This window comes from Rubripirellula tenax, from assembly GCF_007860125.1.
GTDB lineage: Bacteria > Planctomycetota > Planctomycetia > Pirellulales > Pirellulaceae > Rubripirellula > Rubripirellula tenax.
The window spans coordinates 184,566-205,121 of sequence record NZ_SJPW01000007.1 but is presented as its reverse complement, the minus strand read 5'-3'; the positions used below and the strand labels follow the sequence as shown (position 1 = coordinate 205,121).

General features: G+C 56.5%; 1 protein-coding gene. It reads right to left on the bottom strand.

What is annotated here, in order from left to right; all coding sequences use genetic code 11:
• Positions 1 to 18 precede the first annotated feature (18 nt).
• Positions 19 to 20,433 carry a tandem-95 repeat protein gene (locus Poly51_RS24285; RefSeq protein WP_146460985.1) on the bottom strand — a complete coding sequence of 6,805 codons (20,415 nt, stop codon included), beginning with the start codon at positions 20,431 to 20,433 and terminating at the stop codon, positions 19 to 21.
• Between the last annotated feature and the right edge of the window lie 123 nt (positions 20,434 to 20,556).

The following is a 20,556-nucleotide window of genomic DNA, read 5'->3' as shown; positions in this document are numbered from 1 at the left end:
CTTTTCAGCAGAGAACCGTTACATCAGATCGATGAAGGCAGCGTCGAGTGCTGATAGAGCGTCGTTGCCGTCGCTAGGCTGATGTCCGTCAGCGATCAAGTCGATGACATCGTCAGCGAAGCTGGAGTCGACCGTCGAAACATCCACGATCTTAGCTTCCGCGGACGACGACCATTCGGTGAACTCGTCAGCGATCGATTGATCAAACGCTTCCGACGCCGGGTCGGCGTTGGACTTCAGAACATCGATTCCAACGACTGATTGCGTTACCACGTCCGAAACCAATTCGGCACCGACGCGGTTGTTGATGCGGCTCAAGTGGTTGATCACTCGAAGCGCGTCAAGTGACGTGATCGTTTGATCGCCGGAGACGTCGAAGTAGTTCGGTCCACGATCACTTTCGGTGACCGGGACTCGTCCATCACCGTCGCTGTCACGCGACAATCGGTTGATGATCAGCAACGCGTCAATAGCGGTGACGAAACCGTCGTCGTTGACGTCGCTGAACTCGTCGGGGTTCTGCAAGCGACTGGCCACCACTTGAACGCTAACGGTCGCAATATTGCTTGGCCGCCCATCGTTGTCCCGGACTTGATACGTGAACGTATCCCGTCCAACGAACCCTGGAGCAGGCAAGTATTGGATCGTTCCGTCGGCAAGTGGCACCGCTTCGCCGCGGCGAGCTTGCGTAACGATAGTGACGCTGGCCAGATCGACTGTTCCGTCTGGATCCGAGTCGTTCGCGGTAACGTTGATGATGGTTGCTTCACCGAGGAACGTTCCACCAACATCGTCGCGAGCAATCGGGCTGGCGTTGGAAGAAATCGTTACGGTCGACACATCGCTTCGCAGTCCCAAGTTGTCAGCGACGGTGTACTGGAAGATGTCTTCTTCCCCGAAGCTCGAGAACGGCGTGTAAATCAACGACCCGTCGGGTTGAATCGCCAGCGAACCGAATGCCGGTTGCAGCGTGATTTGCAGCGAATTGACGTCGATGGTTCCATCGATGTCGTTGTCGTTGTCGAGCACGCGAATGATCGTCGGACCATCCGGATTCAGTGTTGGCGAGTCAGCGACGAGCGTTGGAGCGTCATTGATTCCGGTGACGTTGATTGCCACCGTTACCAAGTTGCTGTTCAGTCCTGCCGCATCGACCAACGAGTAGGCAAAGGAATCGACTAGCGAACCACCAGCCGGTAACGATTGCAAGGTGGTGGCGTCGGTGGGATCGTAGGTGATCACGCCGGTCGTCGAATTATACGTCACCTTGGCGCCGCTGACCGAAAGCGAGTTCGCCGGCAAGACCAACTGCACCGTTTCCGACGGATTGGTTAGCAAGTCGGGGTCGACATCGTTGGCAAGCAGTTCCGCGGTCGTGATCGTAAACGCGGTGTCTTCGTCGCCGCTGAACACGTCCGAGACGGCACGTGGGGCGTCGTTGACTTCCGTGATCACGATGTTGAATTGAACCGTTGCTGCCTCGGCACCTGCGGAATCGCGTCCCGTGACGCGGATCGGAATGGGGCCTAAGTTGACGCTGTTCGCATTCGGTGCGGGGGTGAACCGAAGTTGACCATCGGCATTGATCGATGGGACTTCCGTGAACAACGCCGCAAACTCAGGGCTTAGCGGTTCGATTTGGAACGATACCGTTTGGGCAGATTCGTCGCCGGGTCCGGGGCTGATGTTCGACACCTGCAGGGTGCTGAACGGACCGCTATCTTCGGGACGTGTGATCGTCCCATTGACCAACGAGAATGTCGGCGGATCATTGACCGCATTGACATTGATCGAGAACGTTCGCGGCGGGCTGCTGAGGAACACGTCGCCAATGCCAGGGTCACTGGGACCGTTGTCCTGCAAGACGACTTCAAAGAACGCAATGCCGTTGGCGTCGGGTTGGGTTTGGTACTGCAGATCCCAGGATCCGGTGGTTTCATTGAACACCGCACGAGGCGCGGTCTCGAACAAATCGAGATTCGGCGAGGTCTGGGTAAAGACAAACTGCAAACCTTGGGCAGGAGTGCCGCGGAATCCGTCCGTTTCATCCGTTGCGGTTGCCGGACCGGCCAAAACATTGGTCGCCCAGTTCGCGAACGTGATCGGACCCTGGTCTTCGTCGCTAACCACATTTCCGGCTCCGCTGAACTGCGGTGCATCGTTGACAGGTAAGACTTCGAACGTGACCGTATTCGATGCGATCCGCGGATCGTTTTGGACGACACCGGTAGAATCAACCGTGACGCCGTCGTCGACGACCGTGTAGATGAACGAATCGGTGCCGACAAAGTTGGCTCGCGGACGATATAGCAAGCTTGTCACACCGTTGGTCGTGACCAACTGCAACGAACCGCCTTGGGCGCTCTGTGTTGGCACAGGCGACCCGAGTGAAACGGATTGGTTCCCACCGGGACGTGGTGCAATGTTGGCCGATTCGTTGGTTGCACCCACGTTAGGTCCAGGGAAGTACACATCCAGCAATCCACGCGAGGTGTTGTCACCTTCGACGAGGATCTCGAACAATCCATCTTCCAGAATCGAGAACGACAATGGTGCAGCATTCGGGTCGACAATCGGAGGATCGTTGACTGGATTGACGTTGATCGTCATGGTCACCGGAATCGAAGAGATCAAGTCACCACGCGTCGTGTTATTCGACAGTGTGCCATCGCGATTCTGGTCGCTGAGTACGACCTCGAAACGGAATACGCCAAACACGTTCGGTGCGGACCGGAACGTCAGCAAGCCCGTTTGTTCATCGATCGTCGGATAGTCGCTGAAGAAGTCAGCCGACTCTTCGAGCGGGAAGTCCAACGAAGTGACAGTGAACTCGACCACTTGTCCTGTGTTCACGTCGACTTCGTCGAAGGCGGTTGTCGCTGGACCGGCACTGATGTTCACCGCGTAATTATCGAACCGGATCAATTGAGTGTCTTCTTGAACAGAAATGTTCAACGTTGCCGCATCAAATTCAGGTCGATCGTTGACAGGCGTCAAGAACAATTCAACTCGGTTACTTGCCGTCAATCGGTCAGGGACCAATCCGGCTGCGGCCAGGTCGAACGTTTCGCCGCCCGCAGGGTTGTCGTCACGCACCAAATAGGTGAACGAGTCGACGCCTGCGAAAGACGAGTTAAAGTCGGTTGGCGGACGATAATTCAATCCAGTCAACACTCCTGCATTGTCGAATACGGGAGTCAACGTGCCGCCGCGATCGGTTGTGCGGAGTAGGCCACCCGCTGACGATGCCGTTCCAGCGCTTAGGAACTCGAGCAACTGTGATCCCCCTTCAAACGCGCCCGCTTCATTGGCAGGTCCAACGTTGAAGACGTCCAGCAGACCGACCCGGCTGTAGCCGACCAAGTTTTCGCGGCGAAGAGGAATGAAGTAGTCTTCGACAACACCGTTGGCTTGCGTGTTGTCTTCACGCAGCGTGTAGCGGATCGTTGCATCATCGATTTGGCCATCGCCGTTGCTGTCGCCGGCGGCGACGGTGTAGGCATCATCCGCATCCCGAACGTCCGATCGCGGATCGAGTGTGTCGCTAAATCGAGGCGCGTCGTTGACCGGTCGTACGTTGACCGTGAATGTTGCCAATGCTTGACGCGAAACGAAACCCGTCGTTCCGGTTTCGACGTCCGATGCCTGGACGACAAAGGTCGCCGAGCCAATGGCATCAGGAGCCGGGAAGACCGTAAGGATTCCATCAGGCGTCAATTCAGGCAGTCGTGTGAATAGACCCACGGGTACTGTGGTCGGTCCATTCAATGATGCTGGGAAAGTGAACTCAACGGTTTGACGGTTGATTTCGTCCGTTGCGCTAGCGGGACCGGGTAGCACGTTCAGTGCAAAGCCGGGAACCGTTGTTCCGACGCTGTCATCGCGTTCGAGAATATTGATCGACGATGACGAAAGTGTGAACGTCGGCGCGTCATTGGCTTGATTCACGGTAATCGTTACGACCGCCGGATTGGCATCCGAACGTTCGGCTGGCAAGTTGAACTGAGCGTTGCTTTGCGGATCCGTGGTTAGTCCGTCGTCGGCAATCACATACGAGAACGTATCGGTCGCATTGAACGGCGTCCGTGCGTTGTAATCGGCCGTCGTCGTCAGACGTCCAACGGTAAAGATTCCGTCGACGAAATCAAACTCGAACGTCCCACCATTGTCGCTAGCCAGTGTCAGCGTTTCGGTGCCCGTCCCGGTTAGGGAGGCCGCGTCGACCGTTCCTGCGGTTGTTGTGAAAGCGACGACGCGAAGGCCAGCCGTTTGCTCGGATTCGTTGAACGGCGCTGCCAGCGTTGGTGCAAAGACACCCGGCGTTGCTGGTGTTTCGCCAGCCGATCCCAGGATCAACTGGTCACGCGTAAACGTCAACGCCGGTCCCGTACCCGGATCGCTGGACTCGGTGAAGGACAGAGCCCGATCAAACGCGACGGGAGCGTCATTGACCGGCTGAACCGAAACCGTAACGGTTCCATTGACCGAAGTCAGCGGTACCAATGCCCGAGTTCCGGTCGAAGATTCATTGATGCCTTCATCCTGTGCCGAGTAGGTGAAGATCACATCGCCAAAGATGTTCGTAGCGGGCGTAAAGATGATCTGCCCACCGATCAATTCAACGGTGCCTTGTGCACCGTCAAGCATAGCTACCGACGTCACGCTCAAGCCGGTGTCGTTCAGGCTTCCCGGCGCACTTTCGTCGGCTGCGGAAGTCGGTCCTCTTGAATCGTTGCGAAGCAAGAAGGCCGGGTCGATCGTCAACGGTTGATCTTCGGTCGGAGTTTCACCTCCGAATGTTTCCCAATCCGTCAAAACGTTCGCCGCATTTGGTCCCAACGGCCCAACGGAAATGATATCGGCAACCAGTTCAGGTGGATCGTTTTGAGGCGCCACATCGATGGTTGCTGTCGCAGGAAGCGAATCAGCTTGTGTTCCGTAGTCGAACCGATTGTTCGTCAGATCAATGGACACACCGTTGTCGCGGATCACATAGGTGAACTCGTCGGTCAGTGCGGGCGTTGCCGGTGGCGGGTTGTCGCGATTGAGGTCTTGGCCGGACAAGTAACGCAGTTCGATCAGCGAACCATTCGCATCGAACAACGCGATGGCTGATCCACGCGAGGTTGCAAACGGCTTGGCCGCCGAAATCACGCCATACGAAAGCACGAGTTGATTGGGATTGGTTGTTCCATCGACGATTGTCGCCAAAGTGCCTGTATCGTCTGAGAGGAACTGGTCGTTGATTGCCTCGGCCAAGTTCGCGGCAGCCGATGCACGTGCGGCGGCCGACGATGGGTCGGCAAACGCGAGTAGCGGAACCGCGATGTTGCCGGCGGTTACAGCCGATCCCGCTGCGACGAACTCGTAGGTTCGCGATTGTCCCGCGATGTTGATGGTCAGCCTGTCGCCCGTCACGGGTGTCGTGCCGCCGGTGGTCCCGGTCGGTACGGAAAGCACGTCAATCGCTTGGCCGCCTGCGATTGGCGTTACGCTAATCACCGAAGCGTTGCTTGGCGTCGTCTGAACCACTTGGCCCGTGAACGAGACCGATACCGTATCCCCCGACGCAGCTGCCGATACCGCTGGTCCGGAAGCTGCGAATGCCAAACCGATTTGCGTTGCCAGGCGAGAAGCGATGGTCGCCGGAGTGTCCCCAGTTGCGATCGCGACAGCAACAGCACCGGCCGTTGCCGTGCCGCCCACGGGTACCAATTCAAACGTCGCCGACGTCCCGGCAAATGCCAAGCTAAAGATGTCTCCGTCCACTGCGTTGTTGACCCGGACGTTCACGCCCGAACCATTGGACGAGATCGCAATGTTTCCGGCTGCCGACGCAGTATTGGACGCAGTGATCGGCGTGCCGCCAGATCCTTGGACCGCAACAACGCGAAGCGACGAAACTTGATTCTGTTCGCTGAGGAACGGATCGGCAACACCGCCGGTTGCGGGCGGCACAACCGTTGCGTCGCCAACGGCATCGACCAGCAATTGGTCGGCCGTGATCGTCAACGGCAGATCTTCCAATGCAAGGAAGTCTTGATCGCTTCCACCGGGGGCATCATTCACCGGCGCGACGTTGATTGTCACCGTTGCGAACGAGTCCAAAGAAATGGTGGTCGCGTTTTCGTTCGGTTGCGTACTCAAACGATACGTGAATGTGTCCACGCCGTTGAAGTCGGGGTTGGGTTGATAGACAAAATGGCCCGTGTTCGAATCCAAGCTGACCAGCGTGCCGTTGGTGGGCAGGCTGCCGACGATGTATTGCGGCGGCAAGAACCTGTTGAGCGGCAACACGTCTCCGTCGCTTATTGACGGCAACATTTGAGCATGCGTATCCAGTAGCGCGTCTTCGTCGATCGAATACGTGTCGTCATCGGGCATCGGAAGATCGACCGAGATGACTTGGACGCTGTAATCTTCGACTTCGCCACCGATGGCTACACCGGTTGGAAGAAGGTTGCCCGACTCGCTGATTCGAACTCGCATCCACGTGTTGCCAACGATCGCATCACTTGGCGTGAATACGGTCAGCGTGTTGAACGAGCCCACCAGCGGATCACCACTGACCGGCAAGTTCGCGACGACCTGTTCGTCCGCATCAAATACGCCACTTTGGTCGAAGTCAATCCAAGCGTGCAGCAACCCGGCGCCGAAGACTTTGACGTCCACGTTTGTACCCGCAGGATCTTTCGGATTCAAGAATCCGAGGACGTCCTGTGTTTGGACATTGGTCGGATCCGTTCCACGCTGGGTGAACACATTGTAGGTCGTCCCGTCGGCAATGAATTCACCCTGCAGGACGCCGTCTTCATCGTCGGTGGATGTGATGGTCAGCGAGTTATCCGAGTTCTTTGCGATCAACAAACCGTCGTCGGTTTGAGGGATCGCACCGCGGATGATCGTGACCAATCGCGTCATGATTTCCGAGAGACTTTCTGAATCGGTGAACGTCACTGGAATGTTCAAGTCGGTTGGGTTGGAATTCAGTTCCACCAATTCGAAAGTTTGAACGCGTCCGCCCACGTTGATGGCTAAAGTCTCGCCACCGATCGGCATCGAATCGATCGTCGCCAAAACGGTCTGAGGAATCGACAACGGATCGATCGTGAAGATCACCGGTTGACCGCCGGGAGCAGCCGTCGAGATCGAGATCGAAATCGGCGCATCGTCTTGACCGATCGGCTGCCCATTATCTTCACTGTCGATGAAGTCGCCCAAACGCGGCAGACCATTGGTGCCGATCGTATGACGAGCCCCATTATCGGAAACCAATGTTCCGTAACTTGTCGGCGCGTCACCGAAGTCGAAGACGACATCGGGCATGATGATCGTGAATCGCGTTTCGTCGTTCGTGCGTGTTTCGCTGACCGGGTTGCCAGCCAAGTCGGTGATCGCAGGCGTCAGCACACCCACGTTCGTTTCTGGACCACCCGCAATGGATCCCAGCAGAGAAGCACCACCGGAAATCAAGATCGTTCCACCACCGGCTTCGAACGTGGAAACGTTCAATGGCGACGCGGCGATCGCACTTTGCAAAGTCGCAGCGATTGAATTGCGGGGACTGGTGGGAAGGTAGTTCACGGCAATCGCGCCGCCACTGATTCCACCGGGGATCAAGCCAGCAGATCCGCCCGTGACAGACGTCGTGGTAGATGAAGTTGCCGCAGACGGTTCCCCAATGAGAATCGTCGCTCCAGCGGCAGTCGCTAGGAGATCACCGGGGAACGCCGCTGCGATGGCCACAGCGGACTTGGTTGCGATCGTGTTAATCAGATCCGTCGGAGCCAATAAGACCAATCGGTCAGCCGACACGAAATTCGGGTCGGTCGTATAGCGGAATGTTGTCGTCGCACCTTCGTGAGTGACCGTGAAAGTGTCACCGTCGATCGATGCGCCAGTTGAGGCTGGTGGAATCGTTAGCGATAGCTTGCTGGCGACGCCGGGCGCACCTTGCAACGTCAACGCGCTGGCCGTGGTGTCAACCAAATCGCCTGTTTGTCCACCCAATACGACGGTGCCGTCTTCGGTAGCCACTGCGCCACCGAGACCGAGGCCTTGTCCGCGAACAGCCGTAACGATCGCTTGAGCTACTTCGCTAGGAGTGCTCTGACGCGTCATTGGAATCGCCACATTCCCAGCCGCAGTCGAACCATCACTATCGAATTCGAAAGTGACCATCGCTGCCGCGGTCGTGTAGACAAATGTTTGGCCGTCAACAACACCACCTGTTTGACCCGACACGGTCAAACCTGGGCTTGCTGATGTCACCGCGTGACCGACTAATGTTCCCAACTGGATTGCATCGTTACCAACTGCAACGGGTGCCAAGTCAAGAAACTGCTGGACCGTTTGTCCGGCGGCGCCTGGTGCTGGTGACGCAAAGGAAGCCAGGATGGCATTGCGCACCTGGGTAAGGGTGCTAGCACTCGACAACTCGATTGGCACTCGACCACCCGTCGTCGAACCGACGAGATTGAATTCGAACGTTATCGAGTTCCCGTTGGGAGCGGTGACAACGAAAGTTTCGCGATCAGCAAACGCATTGTTGGCACCTTCAATCGTCAACAAAGTTGTTTGCGGAACGGCAACCGCGTAGCCACTCTCGTATTCAAACGTTACACGATTGCCCGCGTTGTCGGTCAGGGTGACTTGATCTCCGTCGGTGATTTCGTCGCCCGCTGGGGCCTGGTAAGCAATCCGTGTCTGGTTATTGAGCGTGATTTCATAGACCGCATCGGTTCGCCACAGTCCGGCGAGCGGTGTCAGTCGAATCAGCCGGCTGTTGTCGCTATACCCAAACGTGTAGTCAACGCCGGGAACCAATCGACGACCATTCTCGGTCAGCAGCACGGTTTGTGACGTGATCGTGCGACCATCGGGGCCCGAGCCAGACGGATCGGTCAATTGAATTTCGAAAAATTCAACGCTTCCTTCGGTCAACCGGACGAAGGATTCCGACGGGTCGATATCGCCGCCATCCACTTGTCCGCCGGCAGCCGAATTGAAGTCCAACGGAGAAACCAAAGTCGCAATCGGTCGCACCACATCGGAACGGTCGATCGCACCACGATCGATAAAGACGTTGGCACCGACGCCACCGGGTGTTGCTACGTTCGGGTCATCGACACGCGGAATGCCGTAGGCGTCGAACGACGGCGCAATGATCGGAGACGAAGAAATTCCGACGGGTTGCTTGACGGTGTTGTCGAAGTTCGATCGGTCGTTAAGCGATGCGAACGAACTATCGATGACGACAGAACCCTCTGCGGGAATGTAGATCCCTGCATCCGCATTTTGGAACAACGGTGTTCCCACAGGGATGATGAAGTTTGTTGCCGAAAGCGTGACGGTTGCGTTTGTTCCGTTGCCTTGCAGCGCGTTGCCGTTGACTTCCGTCGAAAGACTGTTGCCCGCGACATCCACACCGACGCCAAAGTTAGCGATGATATTGTTAAGCACCGTTGGTGATGCTCCGCCGGATACCGAGATGCCAGTTCCGGATCCATTGCCGACCACCGTATTGTTGACGATGCGTCCGAACGGCGTGGGAACCGGTGAATCTCCACTGCCAGCAACTTCACCAGAGAACTCAATCCCTGTACCGGAATCTGTGATGACGACGTTGTTCGTGATCACGGTTCCAGGCAGCAGTCGATCGCTGTTTTCGTTGCGAAGCAGTGTTGCCGAACCGGGACGACGATCAAGTGGCGTGCTGGTGAAGTTCGCATCATCATCGACACTCGGTTCGCCCGGATCGAAGGTGGCGCGGATACCGGTATTCGTGAAGTTACGGATAAAGTTCGACTCGATTATCAGTTGGCCTTGGTCGCGGAACGTGTTCGCGTCGCCGAAACCGAAGTGATAATCCACCATCAGAATGTCTTTCGACAAGAATCCGTTTGGTCGAATCGTCAATTGATAGTCACCGAAGCTATCGGTCCCAAAGAAGAACCCTGGTTCTGCGGCAACGCGAACGTAGTAGTATCCCGATGCCGGCGCGGTGAAACCAAGGATCGATAGTCCGTCGGTTGTTTCACCGGGCGCTCGCAGCGACGTCGCCGTCGGAACCAAAGTCGGAATCCCTGCGACGTCTGCGTAGATTTCAAGGAGTGGATCCACCAAAACTGTTCCCCGAGTCCATCCGATGGTGTCGAGATCGACGTCGATGGCATCTCCGGCTCGCAGATAGATTTTGACAATGTCGACATCATTCGACGGAACGTCGAGAATCAGCTCATTGCCATCGCCAGTGCCGACGTGGTCGCCGATCTTTCCAACGGCGACCAGCGTGTCCGTGTTTCCGTTGACATAATCGGTGACGGTTGCCCGCGCGAAAGTGTCGTAGAAAATTGAGTTGACCGCGGTTTGGGCATCATGGTCGACGGACGGAATTGTGCGCGCCGATTCGCGACCGTAGAACGTTTCCTCGTTGACCATGTCAACTTTGATGAATCGTCCAGCGCTCGGGTTGACCTGAATCGAGCTTCCAAATAGTTCGACGCGGTTGCCGGTCAATGCACCCAAATCACTGCTGTCGCCACCACCGGCGCGGATCCCAAGCACGTTGCGGGCGGCGGTACTGTTGATCGCGTCACGAACGTTCCGCGCCAAGACGTCCGATTCATCGGTGTCGGGGCTGAATGCCGTACCAACGCCAATCGGCGTGAACGGCACGGGAATACGGCCGGCGGTCACATTGTTGTTGCTGTCGAATTCGAACGTCAAACTAGCCGTGCCGTTGGACAACACGAAGGTGTCGCCGTCGACCACGGTCTCGGCGGACGGAACGATCAGCGTGACTCCATCGGTCAAGCGATCATTGGTGTCAAACGAGCGTCCAAGCCCAAATTGTTCGTTCAGTTGCAATCGAATCGGATCGTAGTCTTCGGGTACGCCGTAGTCGGACGATTTACGAACCTCCAGCGTGTATCCGCCAACAAGGATTTCGTTGGGGAACTCTGGGACTTGCTCATCGGTGAAGGTGAATGTTCGTTGTTCCGGCAAAACGCTGAAATTGCGATTGACCGGGGCGTTGTAGACCACTTCACCGCGTTCGGCGAAGCCGACCACGATGTCGTCGATGTAGACGCCTTCGACGTTGTTGTTCGATCCCGGTCGCGTATTGATTTGCGTATTCGAAACCGAAGTGCTTGCAGCCGCTCCGAATTCGTCACCTGGCAAGAACGTGCTGAACCCGAGCGCGGATGTGTTTGAAAAGAAGTTCTGGTTGTAAACGCGAATCCGGTTTGTGCCGTACTCGGGATAGTTCTGCAGCGTTGCGGTTGTGATTCCTGTTGTGACGTCGACGTTGCCGATACCGTTGGCTAGCGATTGACGTATTGAGTCACGGACTTGCTGCATCGTCATAGTGCTTGCGTAGAACACAGGCACATTGCCGTTGGGCAGATTCTGGATCGCCGTTGCACTTCCAAAACCGGCCGGTTCCAACAGGAACGTCTGAGCTTCGGATGCAATGACTTGGTTGCCGTTGGCGACGGCCAGAAGTGTCGGCGCCAGGGTCTGCAAACGCGTGGCGATTTTGGTCGCAAGATCAGCCGCCAAATCGGTCGGCGCGATGTTCAGATCGGTGGCCGCCAATTCGGGTCCGGTCGTCAAACGCAATGTCGTCGTGTTGCCATCTGGTCCGGTGAAGGAGACCAATTGGCCGTCAACGATGGTTGTCGGATCAGGCACGTTGACAGCCGCGCCACGAACGAATTCAAAGTTTGCAAAGTCGAACGTCGTGTTGCTGAACAACCCGAAGCCTGACCCTTCGACAATGTCCGTCCCCGGCGTCGCTTGGATTTCGGTCAGGTAACCGTTGTCAAAGAACTGACTTTGCATGCCGCCGGCGGTCGAGAAGTCAAATCGAAGCTGAACATTCTTGTGGCCGGCCAGTGGCGACAGATCCACACGCGCTTGACGCCAATCACCCGTATTCTCGAACGTCTCTTGAATCGGGATTCCACCGTTGAGAGCGAACAGGTCATATTCGTCGTCCGAAGGGACGTTGCTGAAACTGCGATACGTATCGTTGGTCGTCAACAAACGCCATTGTCCATCATCACCAGCGGCGAAGACGCGGAACGCATCGACTTGCTGGTTGTTGATGCCGTTGCTTGGCGGGTCGTAGTCCGGATCGTTTTCTGTTTCTAGGAAGTAGTTGAAGTACAGGGTTGGTTTATCACCAGAACTGTAGCCGTCCAGGCTGATGGGGCGGCTGACCACGCTGCCGTGAGCACCACCTGGGTTAAGCGTTCCGTTGCCGCCTTCGATCGTGTTGTTGTCGGCATTTCCGTCGATTTCGACGCCGAAGTACAAACTCGATCCACCCAACGTTCGGATGCGAGACTGGTCAGGTGCGACGAACAATCCGTGTCCATCGTCGGTTCCGCGGTCTGTGGTTTGGTGCCATAGGTTTTCTTCGCGGATGCTGAACGCAGCTCCCGTCGGTGCGACGCCAAGCGTGTTGCCGAACGCGTCTGCCATCGGAATCGAGGCGCGGCCATCCATCAGCACGTGCGCCGGCGCGACTCGGTTTGTCACCGGATCGATTTGCATCGTGTAGATCCATCCTTCGGCAGTGATGCCGAACATGACTTGCGCGAACGGTCCAAGGCCGAAGGTGTCGGCTCGTTCGGTGATTCGCGGCCCCATCGTCAAACTGCTGAATCGAACGAAACCGTTGAACGTCGACGTGAAGTCGTCGGGATCTGGCGTGACCAAACCGTGGTTCGTCGAATTGATGACTTCGGTGTACTGGTTATTTGGATCGCCATCAACATCTACGCTCCGTTGGTCGAACGGATTGAACGTGTAGACGTAACCTTGATCGCTAACGGCATACAACAGGCTGGTGCCTTGGACCGGATCGATCGCAATGCCCGTAATGCTGCCACCGTTTACCAAGTTTCCATCAGGATCTGTCGGCGAATCAATGAACTGGCCCGTGTCGACGATCCCCAATTCTCGTTTGTTGGATGCCGCACCCAAAGCGTCCGAGAAGGGCGCGTTTGGAAAGTTGCGATCCAGCATGGCGTTCGTGCTGCCTTGATTCGTCGCCGCACCACTGTTGGCGACGACGCTGTAAAGGATGTTGCGACGAAGGGCATCCGGAATCTCGCCCCGTCCGAAGTTGTCTCGGTCACCTAGGGCGAACGCTCGCTCTCCGTCGGGAATGTTGGGATTGTTACCTGGTACAGCCGACGTGTTGGTCGACGGCACAAAAGCCATCGCGTTGATCAGAAGTTGCGCGTTGTCATCGCCTTCGGTTCCGGTGCCTGCTTGGTTATTGCGGCGGAAGGTCAATCCATCGTCGCCGCTGTTATTCGCAGCGGCGTTCGCCGAACTGATGTTCAAGAAGTTGCCGCTGTTACCATTGGTTTGGTTGCCGGTTTGTGGACCAAGGCTGTATGAAAACAGCTCGCCGTCACGACGCATGGCCAAATCACCCACGGGCTGCCCGAACTGTCCGATCGTTCGTTCCAGCCGACCCGTGAACGGGTCAATCGTGACCAATGTTGATTGGTTGGTGCCCGTCAATCCTTGGTCGAGCGTCACGAACAGTCGGACGTCCTCCAGCTTGTACGGGACCAACGAAGTCTCGTCAAATACCGGTGCAAGTGACGGCAGTTCAGCAGCCGTTTTTAACGAAACGGTCTCTTGTCCGTTGAAGAACACGTTGCTTGACGAATTAACCCCCAGTGACGAGTCAAAGAAGTTTTCTTCCACCAATCGGCGACTTGAATCGATAGGCAGAATTCGTACATTCGAATCGACCGGATTGTTTTCAAACATCTGGTCGAGCGACGAAGGGATCATCTGCGCGCTGCTGACGACGACATAATACGTGCCGACTTGCAGTTCGACCGGACCGATGTACGCGTCCAGTGTACCGCCGGATCCGGCACTCAGGTTCGTCATGTCGTTGCCGTCCGTCGGGCGGCCTTGATCATCCGCAATGTTCGAATCGCGGCTGTGCAGTATCAAGCGACCGGCGCTGCTGTAGACCGCGATCGATGTGTTGGGTCGACCAAGTTGGTCGGCGTAGTCGATGTCGAACGTTGTCGAAACGAATCGGTTCTCGCCGATGATGTTCGGCTCTTGAACGTTCGAGAACAGGTCGACTCGGTAAACGTCAATATCTTGTTCGGACAGCAGTCCGAATTGTGGGTCGGATTGGAGCACCTGATTGCCCAACGTGCCGCTGACTCGCAGCGTCCCACGATCCGAGAACGAAAGGGCGCCAAGCGGATCACCGTTGGCGTTGGCGAATTGTGCGGAGCCTTCGGTTCCGTTGAACGCGGTACCGCCGTCGTTGACGTCAATGCCATTTTCGTTCAATTCTTCGGCGTGTTCGCCGGCGAGGGGTGAGTGCGACGGCGCCGCGGGAATATCGATCGCGTTGAAGGCGAACCGAATATCCGCCAATCGAATCGTGCTGCCTGCGATTTCGTCGGTTTCGCGCAGTCGAATCGACAATTGATACTGGCCCGACGACAACCCAGCCCCGACCAACGAAGACGTCGTCAATCGGGAAGCAAAGTCACCTGGACGTAAGTTGCTGCTGCGGACGCGAACGTAATAGACGTTGTCTGGATTTGCGCTGTTGCCCGGCAAAACAACTCGCATGCCGGCATCCATTGCATTGGGGGTTTCGACAATGTCGATACCCGTCTTGCGTAGCGGCAGAACACGGCCGGGCCCGATATTGTTGACCAAGCTGGTCGGAGTTACCGATTCAGTAATCGAGCTGTTGCTCAAGGCGAGAATGTTGCCGTTGATGTCGATCAATTCGACGACCGTGTCCAAACCAAAGTCGGTATCGTCGATGTCAATGAAGACTTCCGTTCCGCCGCTGGCTTTGAAACTGTAAACGTCGATATCACCGTTCTGGCTCAGTGAACCACGGACGTTGAAACCGAGTCGTCGGTTCTCATCCGATGATTTTTCATCTTGTGCTAGGGAACCAAGGATTTGCGCGTTGGTGGGGATGGCGTTGACCGCGGACAACGTGCTAACCGATCGCTCGGCTTCGCCAATGAAGGCTACGTTACGATCGTTTGCGCCCGGCTGAATGATGATTCCATACCAATCGCCCGCAGCGGCAAGCCCGAATGGCGAGGCAAGGAAACTGTCCTTCAACAGATAGTGCCGCACGCTCTTCTGAACGTCTCGTGCTCCTCCTGCGCCAGTGACTTCCACGTCCATCAGATAGTGGCCGGCGAACGGTTCGATCGACTCAGGAGCGGTTAGTTTGACGCCCCAGAAACCCGCCTGATTCGCGCCAACGGTCGCATTCAGAGTGGTTCCCGCATTGGGCAGGATGGGTTGAGTATTGACGGACTGGACGATCGTCCCGTCGGGAGCGATCAAATCCACTTGAACCGCATCGGCTCCACCCGGGAAATCGTCGAAGAAACCGCGCCAAGTGATTTGGTCACCGACGTCGAGATCATAGAAATACGTCGTGTCCGCAAACTTCGACGGAAGCGTATCGAAACGCTCGTCAAATCCAAGTTCGAGATTCGAGCCTGTTTCCGTGCCGGTGCCGGATGCAGAATTGAAGACGTCATTGGGTGACGTCCGGTTTTCGACGAAAAAGACCTGGCTCGCACCACTAAACACGGGACGGTAATGGGTCAGCGTGCCAATCAGTTCGTGAGTGAAGACGTGAACGCTGCCTGGCGCAACGTTGTTGATGGTTATGGTTCGCGTTTCGTTGTTGAGCGTTACGGGAGTGCCCCCGTTGAGCGAGATGATTCCCTGGTCTGAATCGTAAACGGTGACCGAGATCGATCCACTGTCATCGGCAACGATCGACCACTCGTCGATATTCGGCCCGCTATCGGTAAACTGATCGATCATCGGACCAAAAATTACGTCACCCGAAACGCAAGTGTTTTCGTTGAGAGTATCGGTCTGGGCGACACCATCAGGGGTGAAACCGGCGCCCACCGAACAGTCACTCGCGGACGTCATGACCACTGGGAAACCCGGTTGACCAAGCACCTGCACGGTGCCACCGATGCTGTCCGTTACATCCGTATTGACGTGTTCGGCATTGATGGATCCGCCTGCTTGAAACTTGACGACAAGGCTTTGGTTCGGATCGCTCTTCAGACGCAGTCCGCTGCGTTGATGGTGATTGTAGACATAGACGCTTTCTTCCACGACGTGAACGATATCTGCATCGTCCCAAACGCTTTCGGTCGTGAGCGATTCGTTGCGAATGAACAACCCGTTGACGGTGTTGTTGTCCAACTTGTTTGCGGCGATCAATGGACCTTGATTGTCCCCGTCGGTCACGAACACATCGACGGCGCCTGTTCCCCGTCCGCGGTCTCGTACCGACAAGTAATTCAGTGCATCCGGATTGATGCTGATCGCGGCACCATCATTATCAATGATCGTGTTGTCGACCAAAATCGGCTGCGCACCACGAACAAAAATGGTTGCCGCGCTGTTGAATCCAATGCCGTCACGAATTCCGTAGCCGTCGTTATCGCCGCTTGCGTTGTTCGCGAATGTCGAATGCGCGACTCGAACATCTGCCTGCAAAATCTCGATCGGATTGAACGATGACAACTCCCCGGACGTCGCGCTGTCACCACCACCGTAAGAGATCGTAGCGTAGTCAATCGACGCTGAGGATCCTTGTCGGAAGACCAATCCCGACCAGTCGCCCGGCGTTGGCGAGATTGAGTCTCCATCGTTCGTTGTATCGAACGTTCCACCGGCGCCGTATCGGTCATCCGTTCGGCTAGTGAAGACGACGGGTTTGCCGTCCACGCCTTCGGCATAGAAATCGGCACCAAAGGTCACTTCGATCCGTGCGCTTTCCAATTTGACGACCAATCCTGGGTCAACACTCAATCTCGCATTGGTCCGCGGCAACAATCGAATGTCATTGGTGGCTGCGATTGCCGCCGAAGACAACAATCCACCGCGAGTGACGCCCGTGTCCGTGTACGTTGTGCTGACGCGGTCCAGCGTAGTGACCAGTTCGTAGTCGCCGGATGGAGTCTGACGATACAAACGACGACCGCTGTACTCTGCGGGAGCCGTCGGAAGGCTGCCCAGCACGACGGCACCACTTGTGGTCACGTCGACGGATCGAGTCGGCAAGCTGGCAAGCGATTCGAATCCGTTTTGATTCACGAACGTGATGCGATAGTCGAGCGTGGTTCCGTCCACCAGCGTACCGACGCCTGTGCCCGCAGCGGGAACGATCGTCGAGCTGACAACATCGGGACGTTCTTCCAACAAGACGGGACCGCCCGGTTCACCCTGCAGCACCAAGACTTCGCTGAGTGTGTGAACGATGTCTGCGTCGTCGAACCGACCCGCAACTGTCATCGGTTCACGTTGTCCGGCAGCCGGTGTGACCACGCGAACGAACAAGCCGTTGATCGAGTTGTTGCTAAGGACGTTCCCGCGAATGAACGGGCCGACGCGATCGTAGTCACTGGTGAAAGTCGTGCCAAAGCGATCGAGAGACGCTTGTTGAAAGACCGGAGCAGCGAAGTTCGTTTCGGCGAACGAGTTCGGGTCGGCGCTCATGGCCGCGTCACGAGATTGGCTGATGCTGTTGTAAACCAGCGTTGGTCTTGCTTCCAACATTTGCAACGGCGTCACGACCGGGTCCGTCAATTGCACGCTGCCCCCGCCGTAGCGAATATCGGCGTGTGAGACGTAGTCAAGGAAGATGCCCTCGTTTTCCCAGACCTTGCGGCCCTCGGAATAATCGAAGTCATGCCGGAATTCGATACCAGCCCAGTCGCCAGGCGTTGGCGTCGTCGTCAGTAAGTTTGTATCAGCGCCCAGCAGAACTCCATCGCGGCTCTCTTCGCGATAGCTGGTGATATCTACGGTGCCGTCGATAATCGCGCCGTCCCTATCGACAAGGAATGGAGCTCCTAAGACTTGGAACGCCGCCAAGGATCGATCCTCGTCGACGGATTCGCTGCCAACACTGATCTTGGCACTACGCAGTTTCAGAATCGAACCGGCATCCACCATGACGGTGACACCTTTGGGAACTCGCAACGTTTCACCATCGGCCAGGATCGATCCGTTGCTGGCACGACCGATCTCGTACGCGCGGTTATCAGCGGTCGTATCAATGCGACCGTCTGTACCGCCGTCAGGCAGCAATCGAACGATATCTCCAGGACGCGACTGGCTCAGTGCATAAGCGATCGTTTGCAGTGGTGCATCGACGGTACCACGCGCCGTTGTGTTGGTGCCTACGGTTGGGCTGACGAACAGGGTTCTTGGTTCGCCAACCGCGGCAAGGTCCTTTGTCTTGGTTACGCGGAACCAGAAATTGAAGTCACCGCCCTGTTGGCCATCCGAATCGCCGTCCAAACGCGACTCGTTGGTGTCGACGATCGTATTGACCTGCGAGCTGACAAAGCTGATGCGCATGTCGTACCGCCCTTGGGATCGACCGCCACCGCCACTGCCTTCGATATTGGGGTTGTAGTCCTCATTGCCGGCTGCGGTGACGCCTAGAACATAGGTCGCTGCGGCGCCGCCCGAATTGGGCGCGACATCGATACCGATGAACGAGTCATTGCCGTAAAAATCAGCGTTTCTGGCAACCAAGTCGTACTTGCCTGTCGTCGCGTTGAGTTTCCAAAGTTGCAGGTCGGTATCCAGCAGGCTGGTGTCCTGCAGTCGCTGAGCAAACGATTCGATCGAAATGCGACCGGTCTTCTCGACCGTGAACTTGTACAAGTCAGCATCGCGAATTTCTGGTCGATGCAGCGCTTGACCGGGGATGATGTCGCTGGTGCTTAGAAAGTCGGGTTCAATGCTGAAGCCGTTTGCAGCCGTCGTGACGGGGAACAAAGTCGGATCATAAAGGCCAGGCAATGAACCGCTAGCGACACCGGGAACCTGTTCAAAGGTGTTGCCGATACCTAACAACGATCCGACACCGCGCAGCGCCTCGACGAACCAACTGGGGCGCGCATCGGGACTTAGGCCATAGCCGTCGTACCAGTTCTCACCGGCATCGAGAATCAAAACGCCGCGTGATGGATCTTCATCGTTGACGCGAAATTCTTGGAACGGTAGTCCAGGACCGGTGGATGCTGTTTCAACCAAAGCCCGCAAGTCACCCGTGACGATCTGTAAGCCCTGGTCTTCCGTTTCAATGAACTGAACGCCGAGGCTTTGTGAATACAGATCCAGGATTTCGCGTGTTCGTTGTTGTTGCGCCGGGGTGATCGCATTTTCCAGCGGCAATTGCGATGCGTCGGTGCCGTACAGGTTGGCGAAGTTGTAGAAGAAAACGTCCACACCATCGGTCGTGTCGGCGCGGCCGACGACTTGAGCGTCGCGGCGATCGTCACGAACGCCAGGCGAATCAATTCCAGGCCACTGAACGGTGTTGCCGACGGGAGCTTCGATTACCCCGCCGATCGTGACGCTGGCATCGCCAGCGGATCCGAACGAGATGCCAAGATCCCTAGCGGCCGAAAACGTGTCACCGACATCGGTCGTGATATCGGAAGTGTCCGGCGCTAAGGAAGTCGGCAAAGCTTGGGACGAACCAACGCGAAGTCGGAACGTGCCGTCACCGCTGGTGGTCAGAGTGCTTAGGTCGGCGCTGAACGTCAACGTCGCACGATTGAGAGCGGCTTCGAACGTTACGCTCGTCGGGTTGTGGACAACATCGTCACCTGTTTCGACGGTGTCGTCGGTGAAGAACAGATTGTAGAACGCCGGACGCACCACGGTTGGATCGCTTGGACTTCCCGTTGAAGTGACAACAGGCGTTGACGGATTTACCAGCGCATCGTTGTTAAAGTAAACGTGGATCGTGTTGCGAAGTTGGGTTCGCGGCGTGGTCGTGTAATCGATCGGTTGTGGCACAACGGCAACGACGCGCGGGCCCACCTCGATGTTCATCAAGATGTCCTGGCTGGGCGTAGCCGGGTTGATCGTTGATGTCGGTTGGAACAGATCGCCGTCGATGTTTCGCAGCGCTACCAATCCGTTCGCCGTATCGTCATAGCCGCTGATCGAGATGCGATACTGATCGTCCGGCAGATCGGACGCAAAACGAGCGATGACAATCCGCGAGCTATCGCCAAGACCGATGAATCCCGGTGTGACATCGACTTCGTTGCCTTCGGTGAATCCACCGTCGCCACCCGACGCCGTGAACTTAAACGCCGAAAGCGTGGCCGGGTTAATTTCTTGACCACCGTCGAACCGGAATGTGACTTCACGGGGTGCTTCGAATAGCGGATTGTTGCCCGCCAAATCGAATTGGGTACCCGAGTTCGTCGCAACCGAAATCAATCGGGGGCCAAACTCCGCGGCGAGCAATTCTCGCTTTTCGAGAGTCTCGTGGTGAAGGCTTCGCGATGAGGTATTTGAAGTCGATCGGCGGCGAAGTGTTCTTCGTTTGGTCATGGGTGACCTGGCCTTAAGGAGGGGCTATCTAGGGATAAATTTGGATAGAATTCTTGCGAGCTAACGTCGCGAGAATCCGGAATCATTTTCAAAGTTGTGTAAACAATCCATTGGTTTGCCCCA